Source organism: Streptomyces drozdowiczii, assembly GCF_026167665.1.
In the GTDB taxonomy this organism is placed as follows: Bacteria; Actinomycetota; Actinomycetes; order Streptomycetales; family Streptomycetaceae; genus Streptomyces; species Streptomyces drozdowiczii_A.
Map to the genome: position 1 here is coordinate 3,333,381 of NZ_CP098740.1, position 21,285 is coordinate 3,354,665.

The 21,285-nt window shown below is 72.4% G+C and carries 16 protein-coding genes, 4 tRNA genes, 1 other RNA gene and 1 pseudogene; 10 read left to right on the forward strand and 12 right to left on the reverse strand.

Going from position 1 to position 21,285, the window contains the following annotated elements; all coding sequences use genetic code 11:
- Positions 1–345 precede the first annotated feature (345 nt).
- Together NEH16_RS15090 and NEH16_RS15095 are read right to left on the reverse strand one after the other, a co-directional pair.
- Entirely contained in the window at positions 346–1,146 is an 801-nt protein-coding gene (locus tag NEH16_RS15090) for a maleylpyruvate isomerase family mycothiol-dependent enzyme (protein WP_265542844.1), read from the reverse strand.
- A gap of 85 nt (positions 1,147–1,231) precedes the next feature.
- On the reverse strand, positions 1,232–1,870 hold the full coding sequence (locus NEH16_RS15095; protein ID WP_073966779.1) for a TetR/AcrR family transcriptional regulator: 639 nt from the start codon (positions 1,868–1,870) through the stop codon (positions 1,232–1,234).
- 123 nt (positions 1,871–1,993) lie between these two features.
- Here NEH16_RS15095 and NEH16_RS15100 point away from each other — a divergent pair, with 123 nt between their 5' ends.
- Positions 1,994–3,538: an MFS transporter gene (locus NEH16_RS15100; RefSeq protein WP_265542847.1), complete on the forward strand. Its 1,545-nt coding sequence runs from the start codon at positions 1,994–1,996 to the stop codon at positions 3,536–3,538.
- 123 nt (positions 3,539–3,661) lie between these two features.
- Here NEH16_RS15100 and purL read toward each other — a convergent pair whose 3' ends face one another.
- The 3 genes from purL to purS are packed head-to-tail and all read right to left on the reverse strand — an operon-like array spanning position 3,662 to position 6,845.
- On the reverse strand, positions 3,662–5,911 hold the full coding sequence (gene purL, locus NEH16_RS15105) for a phosphoribosylformylglycinamidine synthase subunit PurL (protein ID WP_265542848.1): 2,250 nt from the start codon (positions 5,909–5,911) through the stop codon (positions 3,662–3,664).
- Positions 5,908–6,588, reverse strand: a complete 681-nt coding sequence (purQ, locus tag NEH16_RS15110) for a phosphoribosylformylglycinamidine synthase subunit PurQ (protein ID WP_018101737.1) — start codon at positions 6,586–6,588, stop codon at positions 5,908–5,910. Before purQ ends, purL begins: the two co-directional genes overlap by 4 nt.
- The gene (gene purS, locus NEH16_RS15115) at positions 6,585–6,845 is read right to left on the reverse strand and encodes a phosphoribosylformylglycinamidine synthase subunit PurS (RefSeq protein WP_018521910.1); all 261 of its coding nucleotides are present in this window, start codon (positions 6,843–6,845) and stop codon (positions 6,585–6,587) included. Before purS ends, purQ begins: the two co-directional genes overlap by 4 nt.
- Before the next feature lie 386 nt (positions 6,846–7,231).
- On the opposite strand from purS, the gene NEH16_RS15120 reads away from it, so the two are divergent.
- The 8 genes from NEH16_RS15120 (at position 7,232) to NEH16_RS15155 (ending at position 11,885) form a co-directional block, all read left to right on the forward strand.
- On the forward strand, positions 7,232–7,567 hold the full coding sequence (locus NEH16_RS15120) for a histone-like nucleoid-structuring protein Lsr2 (protein ID WP_198957044.1): 336 nt from the start codon (positions 7,232–7,234) through the stop codon (positions 7,565–7,567).
- A gap of 133 nt (positions 7,568–7,700) precedes the next feature.
- A tRNA-Gly gene (locus tag NEH16_RS15125) sits at positions 7,701–7,772 on the forward strand.
- Positions 7,773–7,851: 79 nt separating this feature from the next.
- Positions 7,852–7,924 (forward strand) — tRNA-Gly (locus NEH16_RS15130).
- Positions 7,925–8,084: 160 nt separating this feature from the next.
- The gene (locus tag NEH16_RS15135; RefSeq protein ID WP_265542853.1) at positions 8,085–9,029 is read left to right on the forward strand and encodes an ABC transporter ATP-binding protein; all 945 of its coding nucleotides are present in this window, start codon (positions 8,085–8,087) and stop codon (positions 9,027–9,029) included.
- Entirely contained in the window at positions 9,026–9,826 is an 801-nt protein-coding gene (locus NEH16_RS15140) for an ABC transporter permease (protein WP_265542855.1), read from the forward strand. The genes NEH16_RS15135 and NEH16_RS15140 overlap by 4 nt, the downstream gene beginning before the upstream one ends.
- A gap of 18 nt (positions 9,827–9,844) precedes the next feature.
- Positions 9,845–11,176 carry a sensor histidine kinase gene (locus NEH16_RS15145; protein WP_265542857.1) on the forward strand — a complete coding sequence of 444 codons (1,332 nt, stop codon included), beginning with the start codon at positions 9,845–9,847 and terminating at the stop codon, positions 11,174–11,176.
- Between the two features lie 2 nt (positions 11,177–11,178).
- Positions 11,179–11,790 carry a response regulator transcription factor gene (locus NEH16_RS15150; protein WP_265542858.1) on the forward strand — a complete coding sequence of 204 codons (612 nt, stop codon included), beginning with the start codon at positions 11,179–11,181 and terminating at the stop codon, positions 11,788–11,790.
- A 22-nt stretch (positions 11,791–11,812) separates the two neighbouring features.
- Positions 11,813–11,885, forward strand: a tRNA-Gly gene (locus tag NEH16_RS15155).
- 51 nt (positions 11,886–11,936) lie between these two features.
- Here the strand turns inward: NEH16_RS15155 and NEH16_RS15160 are convergent.
- From NEH16_RS15160 to ffs, 6 genes and pseudogenes are all read right to left on the reverse strand, one after another.
- Entirely contained in the window at positions 11,937–12,851 is a 915-nt protein-coding gene (locus NEH16_RS15160; RefSeq protein ID WP_265542860.1) for a phosphoribosylaminoimidazolesuccinocarboxamide synthase, read from the reverse strand.
- Between the two features lie 107 nt (positions 12,852–12,958).
- Positions 12,959–14,410: a N,N-dimethylformamidase beta subunit family domain-containing protein gene (locus NEH16_RS15165; protein ID WP_073966770.1), complete on the reverse strand. Its 1,452-nt coding sequence runs from the start codon at positions 14,408–14,410 to the stop codon at positions 12,959–12,961.
- A gap of 193 nt (positions 14,411–14,603) precedes the next feature.
- A pseudogene (locus tag NEH16_RS15170) lies at positions 14,604–16,364 on the reverse strand (hypothetical protein).
- A gap of 241 nt (positions 16,365–16,605) precedes the next feature.
- On the reverse strand, positions 16,606–17,874 hold the full coding sequence (gene purD, locus NEH16_RS15175; RefSeq protein ID WP_073966768.1) for a phosphoribosylamine--glycine ligase: 1,269 nt from the start codon (positions 17,872–17,874) through the stop codon (positions 16,606–16,608).
- Between the two features lie 71 nt (positions 17,875–17,945).
- A complete protein-coding gene (locus NEH16_RS15180) occupies positions 17,946–20,129 on the reverse strand; it encodes a DNA polymerase III subunit gamma and tau (RefSeq protein ID WP_265542863.1) in 2,184 nt (727 codons plus the stop codon).
- Between the two features lie 64 nt (positions 20,130–20,193).
- Positions 20,194–20,288: signal recognition particle sRNA small type (gene ffs, locus NEH16_RS15185), an RNA gene on the reverse strand.
- 111 nt (positions 20,289–20,399) lie between these two features.
- Between ffs and NEH16_RS15190 the strand changes: the two genes are divergently transcribed.
- A tRNA-Ser gene (locus tag NEH16_RS15190) sits at positions 20,400–20,487 on the forward strand.
- 100 nt (positions 20,488–20,587) lie between these two features.
- Here the strand turns inward: NEH16_RS15190 and NEH16_RS15195 are convergent.
- Positions 20,588–21,277 carry a type I-E CRISPR-associated protein Cas6/Cse3/CasE gene (locus NEH16_RS15195; protein WP_265542865.1) on the reverse strand — a complete coding sequence of 230 codons (690 nt, stop codon included), beginning with the start codon at positions 21,275–21,277 and terminating at the stop codon, positions 20,588–20,590.
- Positions 21,278–21,285: the final 8 nt, after the last annotated feature.

A 21,285-nucleotide genomic window follows, 5' to 3' on the forward strand; every position in this document is an offset into this window, starting at 1 on the left:
GATCGACCACTGGTCCGAATTGGGGATCCCCCGCCCCACCACCGGCGAAGCGCCCCCGGAGCACGCTCCCGGACCCTCCGGATCAGTTACGCACAGTCACCGCAGCCCTTCCCCGATCTACGCGCGGCAACCGCCCCAGGGCAGGCGACGCCCGGATCACCGGCCATCGACCGACTGGTTCCGGCCACCCGGAACGCCCCACGCGGAGACCCGTCGTGGCGCTGCGTGAGCCGTTGAGCGGGTGCCGGGAGCGAGCAGCCCGACCGGTCGTTTCGTGGCGAGCCTCACACCGGAGGCGCCCGGTATGCGGCATCTCGGGGCGCCCGCCGGACGTCCGGGACGCGGTCAGCCCATCAGCGGCAGCAGTTCGGAGAGGTCCGCGCGCTCACCGCTCGCGGCCACCTTCGCCGCTTCGACCTCTCGCGCCCACTCCGTGCGCCCGGTCGCGAGCCGGATCCAGGTGAGCGGGTCGGTCTCGACGACGTTGGGCGGGGTGCCCCGGGTGTGGCGCGGCCCCTGGACACACTGCACCACCGCGAAGGGCGGCACCCGGACCTCGACCGAACCGCCGGGCGCCCGCTCGGCCAGCGCGTCGGCCAGGAGGCGGCTGCACGCGGCGAGCGCCTGCCGGTCGTACGGGACGGAGAGCCCGGTCGCCTCGTTGAGGTCCCAGGTGTGGACGACCAGCTCCACGGTGCGGGTGACCAGGAAGTCGCCGAGGCGCATCGCCCCGACCCGGGTGGCCAGCAGGCGGTCCTCGGAGGCGCCGGGCACCAGGGCCTCGAAGCGGGCGGCGACCTCCGCGTAGAGCGCGTCCAGGTCGGGGGCGGCGGCGGCCCGCTCGGCGGTGTCGTCCGCGATCCTGGGGGCGCGGGCCGCTGTGGTGAACGGCCACTCCAGGAGGGAGACCTCGGGTTTGGCGAGGGCCGGCGCGGGAAGCCCCAGCGTCTGGTTGACGTGCGAGAGGGCCATGGTGATGTGCGCGGCGAGCTCGCGCACCGTCCAGTCACCGAGTCCGCTCGGCGCGGCCAGCTGCTGCGGGGTCAGCGTGCGCACGGCGTCCCGGACGTGGGCGAACTGGGCGAGGACCGCGGTGCGGGTCCTGGCCGGGTCGTAACGGCGGGGGCGCTTCTGCGAGGGCGGCATGTCGGGGAGCCTACGACGCGCCACTGACAGGGCGTCGGCCCCGGGTGCACGGACAGGCGTCCGCCCGCGTGCGGGCAGCCCCGGATCAGGTGCGCGTCGCGTAGTCGCCGAGGCCCTTCTCCAGCAGGTCGAAGCCCCGGTGGGCGAGGGCGACGGCGTCGGGGACGACCGCGGCGGCCGGTTCGCCGGCCAGCAGGCGCCTGCGGTTCTCGGTGAGCAGCGCGTTTCGCGTACCGAGCAGTTGGGAAGCGACGATGCGCGCGATGACCGGTTCCTCGCCCTCCTCGATCAGGGCCTCGGTGAGCTGGTCCTGCGTACGCACGAAGTAGGAGTGGGCGCGGGTGAGCAGGGCGGGCGTCTCCAGGATGAGCCGCACGATGCCGAGCGCCACCGGCGAGTCCCCCATGCCCACCGCGGGGTCGTGCCGTTCGACCGCCGCCACGAACTGCCTTCGCAGCGCCGCGACCGCCGATTCACCGGGCGCGCGCTCCCGCACGATCCGGGCGGCGTCGCCGACGTGCTCCTCCAGCGGCGCGAAGACCAGGTCTTCCTTGCTGTCGAAGTAGTTGAAGACGGTCATCTTCGACACATCGGCCGCGTCGGCGATCTCCGCGACGGAGACCTGATCGAACCCGCGCTCGGAAAAGAGCCTGGTGGCCGTTTCCAGCAGCCGCCGCCGGGTTTCCCTCTTCTTGCGCTCGCGCAGGCCCATACCCTCGGTCATGGCCTCACTGTACCAGGATGAAAAATAATCCGGGATTAAAACTTGACTCGGTACATGAATGAGATGGACAGTGGGGCCACCACAGCGGTGCACGTCAGCACCGCCCAGGAGGGGGGTCCCGTCATGCCCGGAACAGCCACAGCGCCCGCCCCACGAGGGACGACCGCCACCGAAGGGCCGCCCGGCGGCCGGAGCGTCACGATCGCCGTGGCACTCTGCATCGTCACGATCCTGCTGGCCGTTCTGGACTCGAACATCGTGTCCTCGGCGACCGTCCCGATCGTCCGCGACCTCGATCCGGTCCACGGCGTCGACCGGATCCCATGGCTGATCGCCGCCTACCAGCTCGCCGCGACCGCCGCGCTGCCCCTGTACGGCAAGCTCTGCGACACCCTCGGCTCGAAGAAGGTCTTCATCGGGGCGCTCGCCGCCTTCCTCACCGGGTCCGCGCTGTGCGGAATGGCCCAGTCCATGGGCGAACTGATCGCCGCACGCGCCTTCCAGGGCATCGGCGGCGGCGGGCTGATGAGCGTGACCATGGTCGTCCTCCGTGAACTCGGCACGGCGGGCCCGAAGGAGGGCGACGACGCGCAGGAGGGCAAGGGCTCCAAGGCCAAGGGCGACGACCGGAAGGGCAGCATCGGCGGGATCATCGCCGGTGCGGGCATGGCGCTCGGCCCCTGGCTGGGCGGCGCCCTGGCCGACCACGCGGGCTGGCGCTGGATCTTCTACGTCAACCTGCCCGTCGGCATCGCCGTCCTGATCGCCGCGCTGTTCACGGTGAGGCTCCCCGTCCGCACGACGCGCCACCGCATCGACTTCCTCGGCGCCGGCCTCGCCGCCGCCTTCTCCACCGCGCTGCTCCTGGTCACCGAGTGGGGCGGCGAGGACTACGCGTGGACCTCGCCGGTGATCGTCGGCCTCGCCGTCGCCGCCGTCGTCGCGCTCGGCCTGTTCCTGTGGCGCCAGGCCACGGCCGCCGAACCGATCCTGCCGCTCTCGCTCTTCCGCCTGCGGCTCATGCGGTACGGCTTCGCCATCCAGGGCCTGGTCGGCGTCGCGATGATGGGGTCGATCGTCTACGTGATGATCTACCTCCAGGTGGTCCGCGGGGTCGCCGCGACCTCGGCCGGTCTCTTCCTGGTCCCGATGGCGATCGGGATGACCGTCGTCGGGCTCGTCTCGGGACGCCTGGTCGCGGCCGGCTGGTCGCAGAAGACGTTCGTCGTCAGCGGCACGGTCTTCGCCTCGGCCGCTCTCGCCCTGCTGTCCACGCTCGACACGGACACCGGCCTGTGGACCGTGCGCGGCGCGCTGCTGCTCATGGGCATCGGCTTCGGCCAGCTCATCGGCCAGTTGATCGAGCTCGTGCAGGACGCAGCCCCTCCGGCCCGACTGGGCGTCGCCACCACGGGCGTCCGCTTCTTCCAGACCCTCGGCACCGCCCTGGGCGCCTCCCTCTTCGGAGCCGTACTCAGCAGGGTCTACGCCGCCCAGGGCCCCGGCGGAACGACCAGCGACATCGGCCGCCTCACCGGGACCGCCCACGTCCACGCCCTGGACGCCTTCGTCTCCTCGACGGACGTGGTCTTCGCCTGCGCCACCGGCGCGATGGTCCTCGCCCTGCTCCTGGCGACCCGGCTGCCCGGCACCCGTACGAGCGCCTGACTCTTCCCCGTACGGGCAAGGGCCGAACCCCCCACCGGGGCCGCGCAGTTCCCCGTACGCACCACGCGAAAACCCCCGACCGGGCGGAACCGGTCGGGGGTTTCGGCGTGTGCTGTCCGGGAACTACGCGAGCAGCGCCGGGATCGTCTCCTCGTGCGCCGTGCGCAGCTCGCTCAGCGGGATGCTGAACTCGCCCTGGATCTCGATCGCGTCGCCGTCCACGACACCGATGCGGGTCACGGGCAGACCGCGCGCCCCGCACATGTCGTTGAACCGCAGCTCCTCGCTGCGCGGCACCGAGACGACCGCGCGGCCCGCGGACTCGGAGAACAGCAGCGTGAACGCGTCGAGGCCGTCCGGCACGACCAGCCGGGCACCCTTCCCGCCGCGCAGGCAGGACTCGGTGACCGCCTGGATCAGACCGCCGTCCGACAGGTCGTGCGCCGCGTCGATCATGCCGTCGCGGGAGGCCGAGATCAGGATCTCGGCGAGCAGCTTCTCACGGCCCAGGTCCACCTTGGGCGGCATCCCGCCGAGGTGGTTGTGGACGACCTCGGACCAGGCCGAGCCGCCGAACTCCTCACGCGTGTCACCCAGCAGGTAGAGGAGCTGGCCCTCTTCCCCGAAGGCGACCGGCGTACGCCGCGTGACGTCGTCGATCACACCGAGCACGGCCACGACCGGCGTCGGGTGGATCGCCGTCTCACCGGTCTGGTTGTACAGCGAGACGTTGCCGCCGGTGACCGGGGTGCCCAGCTCCAGGCAGCCGTCCGCGAGACCGCGGGTGGCCTCGGCGAACTGCCACATGACGTCCGGGTCCTCGGGCGAACCGAAGTTCAGGCAGTCCGAGATCGCGAGCGGCTTCGCACCGGTCGCGGCCACGTTCCGGTACGACTCCGCCAGCGCGAGCTGCGCACCGGTGTACGGGTCGAGCTTCGCGTACCGGCCGTTGCCGTCGGTCGCCATGGCCACGCCGAGGTTGGACTCCTCGTCGATGCGGACCATGCCGGCGTCCTCGGGCATCGCGAGCACGGTGTTGCCCTGCACGAACCGGTCGTACTGGTCCGTGATCCAGGACTTCGACGCCTGGTTCGGCGAGGCGACCAGCTTGAGGACCTGCTCGCGCAGCTCCGCGCCGTTCGCCGGGCGGGCCAGCTTGCCGGCGTCGTCGGCCTGGAGCGCGTCCTGCCAGGACGGGCGGGCGAACGGGCGGTGGTACGTCGGGCCCTCGTGGGCGACGGACCGCGGCGGCACGTCCACGATCTGCTCGCCGTGCCAGAAGATCTCCAGCTGCGAGCCCTCGGTCACCTCACCGATGACGGTGGCGATGACGTCCCACTTCTCGCAGATCTCCAGGAAGCGGTCGACGTGCTGCGGCTCCACGATCGCGCACATGCGCTCCTGCGACTCGCTCATGAGGATTTCCTCGGGCGAGAGGGAGGAGTCGCGCAGCGGCACGGTGTCCAGCTCGACGCGCATGCCGCCGGAACCCGCGGAGGCCAGCTCGGACGTGGCGCAGGAGAGCCCGGCGCCGCCGAGGTCCTGGATGCCCGCGACGAGCTTCTCCTTGAAGATCTCCAGGGTGCACTCGATGAGGAGCTTCTCCTGGAACGGGTCGCCGACCTGGACGGCCGGGCGCTTGGCCGGGCCGGTCGACTCGAAGGTCTCCGAGGCCAGCACGGAGACGCCGCCGATGCCGTCGCCGCCGGTGCGGGCGCCGTACAGGATGACCTTGTTGCCGGGTCCCGAAGCCTTCGCGAGGTGGATGTCCTCGTGCTTCATCACACCGATGCAACCGGCGTTGACGAGCGGGTTTCCCTGATAGCAGGCGTCGAAAACGACCTCGCCGCCGATGTTCGGCAGGCCGAGGCAGTTGCCGTACCCGCCGATGCCCGCGACCACACCCGGCAGCACCCGCTTGGTGTCCGGGTGGTCGGCCGCGCCGAAGCGCAGCGGGTCCACGACGGCGACCGGGCGGGCGCCCATGGCGAGGATGTCGCGGACGATGCCGCCGACGCCGGTCGCCGCGCCCTGGTAGGGCTCGATGTAGGAGGGGTGGTTGTGCGACTCGACCTTGAAGGTGACCGCGTACCCCTGTCCGACGTCGACCACACCGGCGTTCTCACCGATGCCGACGAGCATGGCGTCGTTGGCGGGGACCTTCTCGCCGAACTGCTTGAGGTGGACCTTGCTGCTCTTGTACGAGCAGTGCTCGGACCACATCACGGAGTACATGGCGAGTTCGGCGCCGGTGGGACGGCGGCCCAGGATCTCGCGGATGCGCGCGTACTCGTCCTCCTTGAGGCCGAGTTCCTTCCAGGGCTGCGCGGTGTCCGGGGTTTCGGCCGCGTGCTTGACCGTGTCCAGGCTCATGCGTTGACCAGCTTCTTGATGATCGAGGTGAAGAAACCGAGACCGTCGGTGCGACCGGTGCCGATCAGCGGCTCCACGGCGTGCTCCGGGTGCGGCATCAGGCCGACGACGTTGCCCGCGGCGTTGGTGATGCCGGCGATGTCGCGCAGCGAGCCGTTCGGGTTGCGGCCCACGTAGCGGAAGGCGACGCGGCCCTCGGCCTCCAGCGCGTCGAGCGTGTGCTCGTCGGCGGTGTAGCGGCCGTCCATGTTCTTGAGCGGTACGGAGATCTCCTGGCCCGCGGAGTAGTCCGAGGTCCAGGCGGTCTCCGCGTTCTCGACGCGCAGGGTCTGGTCGCGGCAGATGAAGTGCAGGTGGTTGTTGCGCAGCATCGCGCCGGGCAGCAGGTGCGCCTCGGTCAGGATCTGGAAGCCGTTGCAGATGCCGAGGACCGGCATGCCCGCCTTCGCCTGCTCAATCACCGTCTCCATGACCGGCGAGAACCGGGAGATGGCTCCGGCGCGCAGATAGTCGCCGTACGAGAAACCGCCCGCCAGGATCACCGCGTCGACCTGGTGCAGGTCCTTGTCGCGGTGCCACAGCGATACGGGTTCGGCGCCCGCGACGCGAACGGCCCGGAGGGCGTCCTGGTCGTCGAGCGTGCCCGGAAAGGTGACGACTCCGATACGAGCAGTCACTTCGACTCCTCGGCGTTCTCCACCTTCACGGTGAAGTCCTCGATCACGGTGTTGGCGAGGAACGTCTCCGCCATCTCGTGAATACGGGCGAGGGCGGCGTCATCGACCGGCCCCTCGACCTCCAGCTCGAAACGCTTTCCCTGACGTACGTCCGCGATTCCCTCGAAGCCGAGACGGGGCAGTGCGCGCTGCACCGCCTGTCCCTGCGGGTCGAGGATCTCGGGCTTGAGCATGACGTCGACTACGACGCGTGCCACTGGCACTCCCGGTGTGGTGGTGTGGTGCGGCTGTTTCTCCGGAGGGGGTACCCCGGACCCCCGCGGGTCCACTCAGCGTACCTGGCCGGAAATTCTACGCGGGTAGATATCAAACGGGATAGATCACGTCCGGATATCGGCCGATCACCGGACGGCGGAAAAGCCGCGAAACAAATGCCCACGAGCGGCACACATAGCGGGCGGACACGCGGAAGTAATTGGACGGGCTTCACAATGCGGTACCACTCGCTGTACAAATGATTACCGGGGAATGCAGCATTGCCCCGGAGCACCGACAACAGTCGGCCCGCATCCGCGCTCACAGCCGGAAGGCCGGCATCGGCGCATGTCAGACGCGTCGATGCCGTAGGAAAGGACCGATATCCGTGGCGCAGCGCGTAGTGGTCACACTCTCCGACGACATCGACGGGGGCACGGCGGCGGAAACGGTCACCTTCGCCCTGGACGGGAAGTCGTACGAGATCGACCTCAATCCGTCCAACGCAAAGAAACTGCGGAACGCCCTGGCCCCGTACATGGCGGCCGGCCGCAAGCAGACAAATGCCGGCAAGCACGGCAAGACCCCCGTTCCGTACCGGCACACCTCGCTCGCGCCCGACCCGGCGGCGGTGCGCGCCTGGGCGCGCTCGCACCGGATGGACGTGCCCGCCCGGGGCCGCATCCCGAAGAGCGTGTACGAGGCGTTCCAGGAAGCGAGTTGACCCGGCGACAGGTCCGGCGGGGCGCCGGCGGGGGGTCCGCGGAGGAGCCGACTTGCGCGACACCCCCGCAGGTCGGATAGAGTCTGGAACACGCCGAGGGGCGAGGCCGAAAAGGCCGAACCCCACGCAGCGTGCGGGTGTAGTTCAGTAGTAGAACATCCCCCTTCCAGGGGGAAGGCGCAGTGTGCAATTCCTGTCACCCGCTCTGCACGACTCGCAGGACCACTCCGGTGGATCAGGTAGAGTAGTGCTCGCTCCACCGGTGAAAGCCGAGTGGGTGCAATGCGGACGTAGCTCAGTTGGTAGAGCGCAACCTTGCCAAGGTTGAGGTCGCCAGTTCGAACCTGGTCGTCCGCTCAGAATACGAAGGCCCCGGTCGATTTCGACCGGGGCCTTCGTCGTGTCCCGGGTCTTCAGGTGTCTTCCCCGCTTCCGGGGGAGCCACCCATGACGTTTGTCATGGGTGGTGATGACAGGCCGCACTGCCCGGGCCCGGGGCGGGCGGAAAGCTGAGGACATGACCAGCGACGACATGTCCCGTGAGTGCGTGATCCAGGCGGAAGACGTCCGGCGCAGCTACGCCGGCGGTTTCGAGGCCGTGTCCGGCGTCTCCTTCTCCGTGGCCCGCGGCGAGCTCTTCGCCCTCCTCGGTACGAACGGGGCCGGCAAGACCTCCACCGTCGAGCTGCTGGAGGGCCTCGCCCGGCCCGACGGCGGCACGGTCCGCGTACTGGGCCACGCCCCCTACGGTGACCGCTCGCAGGTCCGCCCGCGCATAGGCGTGATGCTCCAGGAGGGCGGCTTCCCGTCCGAGTTGTCGGTCACCGAGACGGTACGGATGTGGGCGGGCTGCACCAGCGGCGCCCGGCCCACCGGCGAGGCCCTGGAGCTGGTGGGGCTCGGCCACCGCGCCCGCGTCCGGGTCAAGCAGCTCTCGGGCGGTGAGCGGCGGCGGCTCGACCTGGCGCTGGCGCTCCTCGGCCGGCCCGAGGTGCTCTTCCTCGACGAGCCGACCACCGGTCTCGACGCGGAGGGCCGCCGCGACACCTGGGCCCTGGTGCGCCGCCTCCAGGAGGACGGCACCACCGTGCTGCTCACCACGCACTACCTGGAGGAGGCCGAAGCCCTCGCGGACCGGCTGGTGATCATGCACCGCGGCCGGATCGTGACCGCGGGCACCACGGCCGAGGTGACGGCGGCCCGCCCCGCCCGCATCCGCTTCGAACTGCCCGAGGGCGTTCCGGCGGCACGGCTGCCCCTGGATCTCCGCGCCGCCGCCGAGGGCCCCCGGGTCGAGATACGGACGCACGGCCTCCAGGACACCCTGACCGAACTGCTCCGCTGGGCCGCCGAGTCGGGCGTCCGGCTCCATGGGCTCGACGCCCGCTCCGCCTCCCTCGAAGAGGCGTTCCTCGACATCGCGCAGTCCGCCGCCGAAACCGAAGAGGTGCCCGTCCCATGACCACCGCCACCACCCCCGCCGCCGGCCCCGCGCGCACGACGGCCGTGAGCCGGCTGACGTCCCTCGGCCGGGCCGAGCTGTCGCTGCTCGCCCGGAACAGAACGGCGATATTCGTCGCGCTCCTCATGCCGGCGGCCATGATCATGGCGATGAGGTCGGCGTTCGAGAAGGTCGACCTCGACGGCACGGGCCTGACCGTCGCCGGAGCCGCGCTCATGGGCGGTGTCGGGACGGTACTCATCCAGGCCGTCTACATGAACCTGGTCGCCGCCTACGTCGCCCGGCGCGAGGAGCTGGTCCTGAAGCGGTTGCGCACCGGCGAGGTCACCGACGCGGAGATCCTGGCGGGGACCGCCCTTCCGGCCGGCGCCCTCGCCCTGGCCCAGAGCGCGGTGATCGTCGGCGCCGGAATCGCCTTCTTCGGGCTCGGCGCACCGGAGCGCCCCGAACTGCTGGTGGCGGGACTGCTGTTGGGCGTGGTGCTGCTGACGGCCCTGGCCGCCGTCACCTCGGTGATCACCCGAACCGTGCAGACCGCGCAGCTGACGACGCTGCCCCTGTTCCTCGTCTCGATGATGGGCTCGGGCCTCTTCATCCCGCTGGACATATTCCCCGACCGGCTCGCGGCGGTCTGCGAATACCTTCCGCTGACCGGTGTGATGACCCTGGTCCGGGCCGGCTGGTTCGGCGGCCCCGAGGGCTCCGACCTGCTCGGCGCCGCGCTGACCGGGCTGGTCTGGACGGCGCTGGCCGTGTTTGCTGTGCAGCGGTGGTTCCGCTGGGACCCCCGCCGCTGACAAGGAGGTTGGGCCGTGATGCGCGTACGGGGTTGGTACCGCGGCTGGCAGGAGCGCGGCAAGATGGAGCGGATCGACCTGTACTCGCGGTTCACCATCTCCTGCCTCCCCTGGCTCTTCGCCCTGGCCTGGCAGGGGACGCCCTTCGACCACGACATCCGCCACGAACCGCTTCCGCTGGCCCTCGGCCTGGCGCTGCTCCTGGTGAGCCTCGCGCAGTGCCTGCTGAGCAACCGCAACCTGCACGCCTCCTACGAGCACTACCTGGGCAGCTCCGTCTTCCCGGGGCGGCGCCTGCTGGCCCCCGCGGTGCTGCTGGTCGTGGCCGTCGGGCTCCTGGCGGCGCTGGCCGGGGTGGACGGCGTCCACGGCTCGGGGCTGCTGCTCATGACGTTGAACGCGCCGATGGCCCTCGTGATCACGCGGGTGCTCCTGGTGCCGGTCCGCCGCTTCCTGGTCGAGTCCCTCTGCCTCACCGCCCTGATCACCGGCGCCCTCGCCGTGGCCGGCGTCCGGGGCGTCACCCTGGCCGGAGTGGTGCCCTGCAGCCTCTTCGGCTGTGTGCTGGTCCTGATCTCGGTCCGGCCCAGCGCCTGGAGCATGAGCGTCATGTGGCAGGCCGAGCAGGCCCGGGGCATACAGGCCAGGCTCGCCGTGGCGGAGGAACGGCTGCGGTTCGGGCGGGACATGCACGACGTGCTGGGCCGCAACCTCGCGGTGATCGCGCTCAAGAGCGAGCTGGCGGTGGAGCTCGCCCAGCGCGGAAGGCCCGAGGCGGTGGACCAGATGGTCGAGGTGCAGCGGATAGCGCGCGCCTCGCAACAGGAGGTGCGCGATGTGGTGCGCGGCTACCGCGAAGCCGACCTCGGCACGGAACTGGCCGGCGCGCAGGGTGTGTTGAGCGCCGCCGGGATCGAGTGCGCGGTGACCGGCGACAGCGGGGACGACCTGCCCGCGCCCGTGCAGTCGGCGCTCGGGTGGGTCGTCCGGGAGGCGGCCACCAACGTGCTGCGCCACGGCGACCCGAGCCGCTGCCTGATCCGGGTGGAGGTCACCGCCGACGCCGTGGTGTGCCAGGTGGAGAACGACGGCGCGACGCCCTCCGGGACGGCGCCCCCGCCCGCCTCCGACGGACCGGGCTCCGGGCTGGCCGGTCTCCGCGAACGGCTCGCCGCGCTGGACGGCTCGCTGGAGGCGGGCCCGGTGAAGGGCGGCCTGTTCCGGCTGACGGCGACGGTCCCGCTGGCGACGGTCCCGTCGGCACGCCGCGCGCCCCAGGTCCTGCGTCCCGCGGCCATGGTGGCCCCGGGTGTGATGGTGAGGCCGGGATCCGGCCTCGTGGAGGAATGACGATGACCGCGGTACGGGTACTGCTCGCCGATGACGAGCATCTGATCCGGGGCGCGCTCGCCGCCCTCCTCGCGCTGGAGGAGGACCTGGTGGTGGTCGCGGAGGCGGCGACGGGTCCGGAGGCGCTCGCCATGGCACGGGCCCACCGCCCGGATGTCGCGGTGCTCGACCTGGAGATGCCCGGGTCGGACGGTGTGAGCGTGGCCACATCGCTGCGGGCCGAACTGCCGGACTGCCGGACCATGATCGTGACCAGCCACGGCCGGCCGGGCCATCTCAAGCGGGCCCTCGCGGCGGGCGTGCGGGGCTTCGTGCCCAAGACCGTGAGCGCCCGCCAATTGGCCGACATCATCCGCACCGTACGGGCCGGGAACCGTTACGTGGACCCGGAGTTGGCGGCCGACGCGATCGCCGCCGGGGACTCGCCGCTGACCGTGCGCGAGACCGAGGTGCTGGAGCTCGCGGTCGACGGGGCGCCGGTCGCGGAGATCGCCGAGCGGGCCTCGCTCTCGCAGGGGACCGTGCGGAACTACCTCTCGTCGGCGGCGTCGAAGCTCGGGGCGGAGAACCGTCACGCGGCAGTGCGTCTCGCACGCGAGCGGGGTTGGGTATAGTAGGTCTCGCGCTTCGGCGCTTGCGGACGTAGCTCAGTTGGTAGAGCGCAACCTTGCCAAGGTTGAGGTCGCCAGTTCGAACCTGGTCGTCCGCTCAGACGAGAAGAAGCCCCCGGCCTTTCGGCCGGGGGCTTCTTCGTGTGGCGTCACTGCCAGGGCGTGCCGGTGAGGAGTTCGTACGCCTCGATGTACTTGGCGCGGGTCGCGTCCACGATCTCCTGCGGCAGCGGCGGCGGAGGCTGCTCGCTCTTGCGGTCCCAGCCGGAGGCCGGGGAGGTCAGCCAGTCGCGGACGAACTGCTTGTCGTACGACGGCTGGGCGTGGCCCGGCTCCCAGGAGGCGGCCGGCCAGAAGCGGGAGGAGTCCGGGGTCAGGACCTCGTCGGCGATGATCAGTTCCTCGCCGCCGTCGGCGGTGGGCGCGTAGCCGAACTCGAACTTCGTGTCCGCGAGGATGATCCCGCGCTCGCGGGCGATGTCGCGGGCCCGGCCATAGACGTCCAGGGTGGTCCGGCGCAGCGCGACGGCGGTCTCCGTACCGACCTGGCGGGCCACCTCCTCGTAACTCACGTTCTCGTCGTGGTCACCGACGGCGGCCTTGGTGGCGGGGGTGAAGATCGCGCCCGGGAGCTCGGAGCCGTCGACCAGGCCCTCGGGGAGCCCGATGCCGCAGACGGTGCGCGAGGCGTTGTACTCGACGAGGCCGGAGCCCGCCAGGTAGCCGCGGGCGACGCACTCGACCGGGACCATCCGCAGCGACGTGCAGATCATCGTGCGGCCCTCCCAGTCGTCGGGGGCGCCGGCGGGCACCTCGGTCGACAGGACGTGGTTCGGCACGAGGTCGGCGAGCTGGTCGAACCACCACATCGAGAGGCGGGTCAGGACGCGGCCCTTGTCCGGGATCTCGGTCGGCAGCACCCAGTCGTACGCGGACATCCGGTCGCTGGCGACCATGACGAGGTCACCGGCCTCGTTCCGGTACAGGTCGCGCACCTTGCCGGTGTGCAGGTGGGTGAGTCCCGGCACCTGCACCGGCTCGGGCTTTTCTACGAATCCGGACACGCTGCCTCCGCGTACGTTGTTCCAAGAACCGTTCCGATTGTCCCGTATCCGGGGGCGGCGGGCTGCGGAGGGGTGGCGTCCGGGTGGCCGGGGCGGGCGGCCTCCGGTCAGGCGCGCTTGCAGATCCGGTCGAGGAGGTTGGCGGTGGCCTTCTGGATGCGGGGGTCCACATGGCCGGGGCGGTCCAGGGCCGGGGACCAGGCGAAGGTGCCCGAGGCGAAGACCAGCGCGCCGGACGGGGCCCGGTACAGCGAGGTCTCCTGGTGCCGCATCACACCCTCGCTGTCCTGGTACGGGGAGTGGGCGAGCAGGATGCGGTTGTCGTGCTCCGGCAGCGTGGTGCGCGGGAAGTAGCGGTCGGCCTCGCCCGCCACCAGTCCCTCGATCTCGTCGCCCTCACGGGCGCCCGTCGCGTCCCACAGCCAGTGCTCCGCGTTCCGCACGACCAGGGGGTGGGGCTCGGGGACCCGGCCCGCGTACTGGATGCCGAGCAGCTGCTGCTCCGGGCGGTCGATCTCGCGCCAGAGCGCCGGCTTGCCGGGCCCCCGGCGCTTGCGGCAGGTGAGCAGCCGGTCCGGCACCCCGGACGCCGAAGGCCCCAGGCTGACCTGCCAGTACATGGTGTTGGCGGAGAGGTAGACCAGCGAGGTGCCGTGCTCGCGGGCGCGCTCGGCGGCCCGCCGCATCGGCACCGACCAGTACTCGTCGTGGCCGGGGAAGACCAGGCCCCGGTAGCGGGTGGGGTCGACCCGGCCCGCGTGCAGGTCGCGGGTGTCGGCGTAGGCGAGGTCGTAGCCGTAGCGCTCGGCCCAGCGGATGAAGTCGTACGCGTGCCCGACGTGCAGCGGGAGGCCGGCGCCCGCGTAGGGGCGGTCGAAGGAGACGGTGACCGCCGCGTCCTCCTCCCCCAGCAGCCGGCCCTCCTCGTCCCAGGCGTGGTAGAGGCTGGCGCCGGTCCGGCCGTCCTCCGGATAGAGGTTGTACGCCTGCCAGGTGACGTCCGGGAGGACGAGGAGCAGGTCCGCCGGGTGGTTGTCGCGGATCGTGAACGGGATGTGCGAGCGGTGGCCGTCGAGCGTGGTGAGCACGGCGACATACGCCCCGAGCGACCAGTAGCTGGGGACCTGCATGCGCCAGGACAGCCACCAGTGGTGGCAGGAGACCGTGCGGTCGGCGGTGAGGGGCGCCGGCTGGACGATGCCCGACAGGCGGGGACTCGTGGTGATCTTCGAGGCGCCGTCGCCCCCGTAGTGGCCGATCCGGTAGACGTCCACGGAGAACTGCTGCGGCGGGTCCACCGTGATGTGGAAGTCGATCGCCTCACCGGGGGCCGCGGCGCCCGTGGAGGTGAAGCCCTTGATCTGCCGGCGCACGTCGTCGGCGGTGCGCGTGCCGCCACCGGACAGGGTGGGGTCCGCGTACCAGGGCACGACCTGGCCGGTGTCGTCGAAGTAGTTCTCGCTGCCGCGCAGCCACGGCAGCGGCCCCTGGCCGAAAGGGTCGGTCACGGCATGCGCCAGAGCACCCGATTCCCACCGACGGATCTGTTCCGCCCCCATCACGCTCCCCCTCCCTCAGGCCCCCGGATCAACTGTGGTGCGCCGTCAGTCAGCGCCGTTCCCCAGCACATCACATGACGCACGCAGTCCGTCACCGTTCGTCGTGAATTGACGTGAACGGAAGCCGAGCCTCCGGTTATGCGGTTGTTCTCGGCCATCCCGTCCGCCGCGTCAGTTGTCGGCGGGGCCCGTTTCAGACGAGGCGGACGGGCTTGTCGGTGCGTACCCCGACCGAGGCGAGCCAGGACCGCAGCGGCCCGGCGTCGCCGTCCTCGATCAGGCTGAGGACGGGGCTGCCCAGGTCCGCGCGGCGCTCGCCGTCGACCAGCAGCGTGGGCCCGTCGAGCCAGTCCAGGCCGGGCGCCGCGCCCGCCGTGTCCACGGCGGCGCAGCAGACCATGGCCGCGACGTGGTCGGCGAGCAGTTCGGTGCCGGTACGGGGCGGCTGGAGCGGGAAGAGGGGGAGCGGGTCGGGGCCCCAGAGCGCGAGGAGGTCGTCGCCGGGGGCGGGGCTCGGTGCGGGGCCCGGGCTGAGGGCCTCCGCGCCAGGGCCGCCCGGGCCCGCGTCGCCCGGGCCCGCTGAGGCACCGGGGCCGCTCGCGCCGCCCACGCCCACGTCCTGGCCGGACGGATTGACCCGCTCCTGCGCCGCGGCCTCCTCGCGGGCCACGGCCGCGAGGATCCCGGCCGCCAGCTCCTCGCCTCCGGCCTCCCCCGCCTCCAGGTGCTCGACCACACGGGCCAGCGTGGGCACCCCGCCGACGGCGGCGGCGGGCGGAACGCCCATGGCGTCCAGGACGCGGTGCAGCCGGGCCGCCTCCGAGCGCCACTTCCGGTCGACCACCTCGTCCGGATACTGCTGCCAGTCCACCGGGGACCAGTCGGGGCCGGTCCCGGCGGGCCCGCCGTGGAAGAGCCGGGCCGCCAGCAGGGACGCCGCCTCGTCGGCCGCTCCCGGCTCCTCCAGGAGGTCGCAGGCGGGCCGCTCGCCGAGCCGGGAGGCGTACCCCTCGGCCAGCCGGTCGCGGCGGGACAGCTCGGTGAGCGCGGCGACGACGCCCGCGTCCAGCTGCGAGGGCCAGCGGCCCATCCGCCAGGCGGGCAGCGCGACCCGGGTCAGCAGCCGGTCCCAGCCGGCGTAGGCGAGGCCCACCTGCTCCTGCGCGACGATCCGCAGCCCGTAGTCCACTTCCCGGGCGCGCGAGGACGCGGCGGCGGCGACCCCCCGCTCCATCTCCGCGGCATGACCCCGACAGCTGCGCAGCAGTATCCGGGCGATCCGCCCGACGAAGACGCGCGGCAGCCGCAGGGCCCGGCTCACCGCCCCCGGGCGGGCGCGGCGCCATCGGCGACCGCCCCGTCCAGGCCCCGGACGAAGCGCCGGGCGGCGGCTATGTCGGGCTGGGCGGAGGCGCTGGTGCCCGCCACGACCGGGGCGAGCAGGGCGCGCAGCTCGGCGACCCGCATCCACCACAGGAACGGTGAGCCGATGACCAGCACGGGGGCCGCCGCCACCCGCCGGGCCGGGCCGCCGGCCGCCGGGTGGGAGCGGTCCTCGAGCCAGCTGTCGCAGTCGGGTGTGAGGGCTATGGCCGAGGGCGCCGGCACGTCGAGCCGCTCCGCCAGCTCGCGGACCAGGCGGTAGAGGTCGGGCGCCGCCGACTCGCTCAGCGGGACGGTCGGGCTGACCGCGGGCTTCGCCCGTATGACCGCGAGCGCGACGGCTCCCGCGACCAGCAGGACCACGACCGCGCAGACGGCCACGGCCCAGCGCGCCGCGTCCCAGCCGTCGCCGTCCGCGAACCCTCGCGCGCCCGCGGCGAACAGCACCACGGCCAGCGCGGCAGGGCAGCAGCGCGACCGCCGCCGCCCTGCCGCGGATGCGCAGCAGGACGAGCGCCCGGGCCCGCGCTGCCCGCGCACCCGGCTCCTCACCCGTACCGGTACCGGACACGGCTGGACCTCACCCCCTCTGCCCCCACGGCGGTGTTGCTCACTCCCCCACTGTGGCACCCGCCACTGACATCGCAATGCCGGTGGGCCAAGTGCCGGAACGCTTGCGCCGCACCCTAGTTGGGGGTGCGGCGGGCGTCATCCGGATGGCTCAGCCGTCACTCGATGGAATGGCTTTGGTCAAAGGTGTTGAGGTGTGAGGGGTCAGCGGGGTACGGGCCTGAGCCCGCCGCGCGCCCGGCTCAGGCTCCGGCGGCCGCCGCGTCCTCCGCGGCCTTCTTCGCGATGTCCGAGCGGAGCTGGGAACCGTCGAGCCGGATCCGCGCCGCCGCCGCGTATGCGCGCTCACGGGCGCCCGCGAGGTCGTCGGCGGTCGCCGTCACGGACAGCACCCGGCCGCCCGCGCTGACGATCGTGTCGCCGTCGCGCTTGGTGCCGGCGTGCAGCACATACGCGTGCGGGGCGTCCTGCGCCGCGACCTCGTCCAGCCCCTCGATCGGGTCGCCCGTGCGCGGGGTGTCCGGGTAGTTGTGCGAGGCGATGACCACGGTGACGGCGGCCTCGTCGCGCCATGCCAGGGGCGGCAGCTCGTCCAGGGTGCCGTTGGCGGAACCGAGCAGCACACCGGCGAGCGGCGTGCGCAGGCGCGCCAGGACGACCTGGGTCTCCGGGTCGCCGAACCGGGCGTTGAACTCGATGACCCGCACCCCGCGCGAGGTGATCGCGAGGCCCGCGTACAGCAGCCCCGAGAACGGCGTACCGCGCCTGCGCAGCTCGTCCACGGTCGGCTGGAGCACCGATTCCATGACCTCGTCGACCAGCTTGGGGTCGGCCCACGGCAGAGGGGAGTACGCGCCCATGCCGCCGGTGTTCGGGCCCTCGTCGCCGTCGAGCGCGCGCTTGAAGTCCTGGGCGGGCTGGAGAGGCAGCACGGTGGTGCCGTCGGTGATGGCGAAGAGGCTCACCTCGGGGCCGTCGAGGAACTCCTCGATGACCACCCGGTCGCAGGCCAGCGCGTGGGCGCGGGCCACCTCGACGTCCTCGGTCACGACGACGCCCTTGCCCGCGGCCAGACCGTCGTCCTTGACCACGTAGGGGGCGCCGAACGCGTCGAGGGCGCTGTCGATCTCGGCGGGCGTGGTGCACACGTAGCTGCGGGCGGTGGGCACGCCCGCCCCGGCCATGACGTCCTTGGCGAACGCCTTCGAGCCCTCCAGCTGCGCGGCGGCGGCGGACGGGCCGAAGCACGGGATGCCCGCGGCGCGCACCGAGTCGGCGACACCGGCGACGAGCGGCGCCTCCGGGCCGACGACCACCAGCCCGACGCCCAGCTCGGCGGCGAGGCGCGCGACGGCGACGCCGTTGAGGGCGTCGACCGGGTGCAGTTCGGCCACCTCTGCGATGCCGGCGTTGCCGGGGGCGCAGTACAGATCGGTGACGTCGGGGTCGAGGGACAGAGAGCGGCACAGGGCGTGTTCGCGGGCGCCGCCGCCGATGACGAGGACCTTCACGGGGTGCAGCCTAGCCGCCGGGGCGCGGCACCCTTGACGGCCGCCGGTCCGTGGACAGGGCGGCGGCCCGTCTACTCGTTGTTGTACTCCTCGACCACCGTGGCACCCAGCTCGCGGACGATCAGCTCGTGTCCGGAGAGGGCGGAGTCGACCAGGTCGGGGTCGTCGGCCTCCGGGATGTCGTCCTCGGGGGCGACCGGCTGGGGCGCCTCGGGGGCCGCGTAGGAGGCGGGCGGCGGCCCGGCCGGGGAGCCGGAGCCGGGGCCCGGCTGCTGCGGGGCGGACGCGGGCGACGGGGCCGGGGCGGGCGCGGGGGCTGCGGGCCGCTCGTATGGCTGCGGCGCGGGGACGGCGGGGCGCTGCGGCGCGGCGGGCGGTGGGCTGTAGGGGCGCTGGCCGCCGCCGGACGGGGGCTGTGCGGGCTGCCCGGCGCCGCCCGACGGGTCGACGATCGCCTCGATCTTCCACTGGGCGTTGAACTGCTCCGCCAGCGCCTGCCGCAGCACGTCCTCGCTGCCGCTGCTCGTGAAGTTGTCCCGCGCACCGGCGTTGAGGAAGCCGATCTGCAGGGTGCTGCCGTCGAACCCGGTCACCTGGGCGTTCTGGCTGAGGAGGATCCATGTGAAACGTCGGCGGTTCTTCACCGCCTCCAGGATGTCGGGCCACATGGTGCGCACCTGGCCGGCGCCCTGCGCCATGCCGGGAGCGGTCTCGGGCACCGCGGCGGGGGGCCCGGCGGGGCGGGGGCCCGGCGGGGGCGCTCTGCGGGGCCGGTGCGGGGGTGCGGCCGGGCGCGGCCGCGGTGGGCCAGCCACCGGGTCGGCGCCCCTGGTCCGGGGCGGACGGGGCGGACGCCGCAGCGGGCCAGGCACCTGGCCGCTGCCCGGCGGCGGGCGCCTCGGCGGGCGGCGGTGTCGGCACGGGGGCGGGGGGCGGGGCCTGGGGCGCGACCGGGGCCGGGGCGGGAGGCTGCGCGTCGCCCCGGGCGGCGGCGGGCCCGGTGTCCGGCTGGGGGCGGGCGGGACCGGTGCGTGGGCGAGGGCCTCGGGGCCGGGCACGTACCCCATGGCGGGGCCGGGGCCGGTGGTGGCGAAGGAGGCGCCCCGCTCCAGCCGGTCCAGCCGGGCCTGCAGGGAGCGCTCGTCGTCGAAGGCGGCGGGCAGCAGGACCCGGGCGCAGATGAGCTCGACCTGGAGGCGCGGCGAGGTGGCGCCGCGCATCTCCGTAAGCCCCTCGTTGACCAGGTCGGCGGCGCGGCTCAACTCGGCGGCCCCGAACACGGACGCCTGGGCCTGCATCCGCTCCACGACGTCGGCGGGCGCGTCGATCAGCCCCTTCTCGCCGGCGTCCGGGACGGCGGCCAGGATCACCAGGTCGCGCAGCCGCTCCAGCAGGTCGGCGACGAACCGGCGCGGGTCGTTGCCCCCCTCGATGACCCGGTCCACGACCTCGAAGGCGGCGGCCCCGTCGCCCGCCGCGAAGGCGTCCACGATCGAGTCGAGCAGGGAGCCGTCCGTATAGCCGAGGAGTGCCGTCGCCATGGCGTACGTCACGCCCTCGTCGCCCGCGCCGGCGAGCAGCTGGTCCATGACGGACATCGAGTCACGCACGGACCCGGCCCCGGCGCGCACGACGAGCGGCAGGACGCCGTCGTCCACATGGCTGTTCTCCCGGCCGCAGACCTCGGCGAGGTAGTCGCGCAGGGTCCCGGGGGGCACGAGGCGGAACGGATAGTGGTGCGTACGCGACCGGATGGTCCCGATGACCTTCTCGGGCTCCGTGGTCGCGAAGATGAACTTCAGGTGCTCCGGCGGCTCCTCCACCACCTTCAGCAGGGCGTTGAACCCCGCCGACGTCACCATGTGCGCCTCGTCGATGATGTAGATCTTGTAACGACTCGACGCGGGCCCGAAGAACGCCTTCTCCCGCAGATCACGGGCGTCGTCCACGCCACCGTGCGAAGCGGCGTCGATCTCGATCACGTCGATGGACCCCGGCCCGTTGCGCGCCAGGTCCTGGCAGGACTGGCACTCCCCGCAGGGCGTGGGCGTGGGCCCCTGCTCGCAGTTCAGACAGCGGGCCAGGATGCGCGCACTGGTCGTCTTGCCGCAGCCTCGCGGGCCGCTGAACAGGTACGCGTGATTGACCCGGTTGTTCCGCAGGGCCTGCTGGAGCGGGTCAGTGACATGCTCCTGACCGATGACCTCGGCGAACGACTCGGGGCGGTAGCGGCGGTACAGCGCAAGGGACGACACACCTACGAGGTTATCGGGGCGCACTGACAACCGGCTCCGACCGTGACGGGCACCACCCGCACACGCAAGGGCCCCCCACGCACCCGCCAGAGCCAACCTACCCTTGCTGCCTTCCGGCCCTGGGGGAGTTCAGTCAGATAGCGCCACGTGAGGGGCTGACGCCCACCTTAGCCGATCCCCACCCCCACAAGTCCACCTCGACCACCACCCCGACCCCTCCCCGGGGAACGGGTTCGCGAGCACTCCTCAACGTCTTGTATTGTTTGCGGCGGAGGATTCGCCTAGTGGCCTAGGGCGCACGCTTGGAAAGCGTGTTGGGGGCAACCCCTCACGAGTTCGAATCTCGTATCCTCCGCCAGTGCCTCACCGGGCACGATGTCGAAGGGCCCCACCGCTCGCGGTGGGGCCCTTCGACGTGTGTGGTTGCAGTTGCCCTTCGGGCGCCACCGACCTCGGGTTCACCGCACCAGCAGCAGTCCGCAGCTATACGCCCTGGCGTGGCCGATGCCCCGGGTGAGGGCGGCGACGAAGGCGGTGGGGTCGGTAACGGTGAGGGTGCCCTTGAGTTCTGCTCGGGCGATGCGCAGGCCCTTGTGCGGGGCGGGGCTGGAGACCCGCGGCAGCATGCGTACGGCCAGCCTTTCCAGGTCTGTGTCGGCGCCGATGCGTACAACCCCGTCCTGAGCCGTCGGGGGTCGGCCGAGCGGTTGCAGACGGCGGGCGAACCAACGCTTCACATGCTCCGGGCGGGTGTGCGGGACGCGGGCACCGCGGGTCTTCGGCGGGGAGCCGGGCGGCGGCGGCAGCGTGCGGACCGGGTTGACGATCGTACGGAAGTCGACGCGGTCGCCCGGACGGAAGGTGCGGTCGAGCGTGAGGGTGTGCGGAGCCTCGGCCAGGGCCGCGCTGGGCAGGCCAGTCCAGTCGGCGGGGACCGATGACTGGACCACCAGGCTGAGCCGGGCCTGACGGAGATCGACGGTCCAGGTCGACAGGACACTCATCTGTGCCCGTGGGTCGGGGCTGCCGTCGTCCACCCAGCCGGGGAATCCGCTCATCACCGTCCGGTGCATGTCCTGAGCGTCAACGAGCGACTTCGCGGCGAAGGGGTGCCGGGCCTCCAGGGTCAGCAGCGTCTGGGTGGCCACGAACCTGG

Bases quoted from the DNA above. Each gene is read 5' to 3' on its own strand.
- NEH16_RS15145 (WP_265542857.1), top strand. From the start codon at position 9,845: ATGCGCGTACGGGGTTGGTACCGCGGCTGGCAGGAGCGCGGCAAGATG.
- NEH16_RS15090 (WP_265542844.1), bottom strand. From the start codon at position 1,146: ATGCCGCCCTCGCAGAAGCGCCCCCGCCGTTACGACCCGGCCAGGACC.
- purL (WP_265542848.1), bottom strand. From the start codon at position 5,911: ATGAGCCTGGACACGGTCAAGCACGCGGCCGAAACCCCGGACACCGCG.
- NEH16_RS15165 (WP_073966770.1), bottom strand. From the start codon at position 14,410: ATGGGGGCGGAACAGATCCGTCGGTGGGAATCGGGTGCTCTGGCGCAT.
- NEH16_RS15140 (WP_265542855.1), top strand. From the start codon at position 9,026: ATGACCACCGCCACCACCCCCGCCGCCGGCCCCGCGCGCACGACGGCC.
- NEH16_RS15135 (WP_265542853.1), top strand. From the start codon at position 8,085: ATGACCAGCGACGACATGTCCCGTGAGTGCGTGATCCAGGCGGAAGAC.
- NEH16_RS15095 (WP_073966779.1), bottom strand. From the start codon at position 1,870: ATGACCGAGGGTATGGGCCTGCGCGAGCGCAAGAAGAGGGAAACCCGG.
- NEH16_RS15100 (WP_265542847.1), top strand. From the start codon at position 1,994: ATGCCCGGAACAGCCACAGCGCCCGCCCCACGAGGGACGACCGCCACC.
- NEH16_RS15150 (WP_265542858.1), top strand. From the start codon at position 11,179: ATGACCGCGGTACGGGTACTGCTCGCCGATGACGAGCATCTGATCCGG.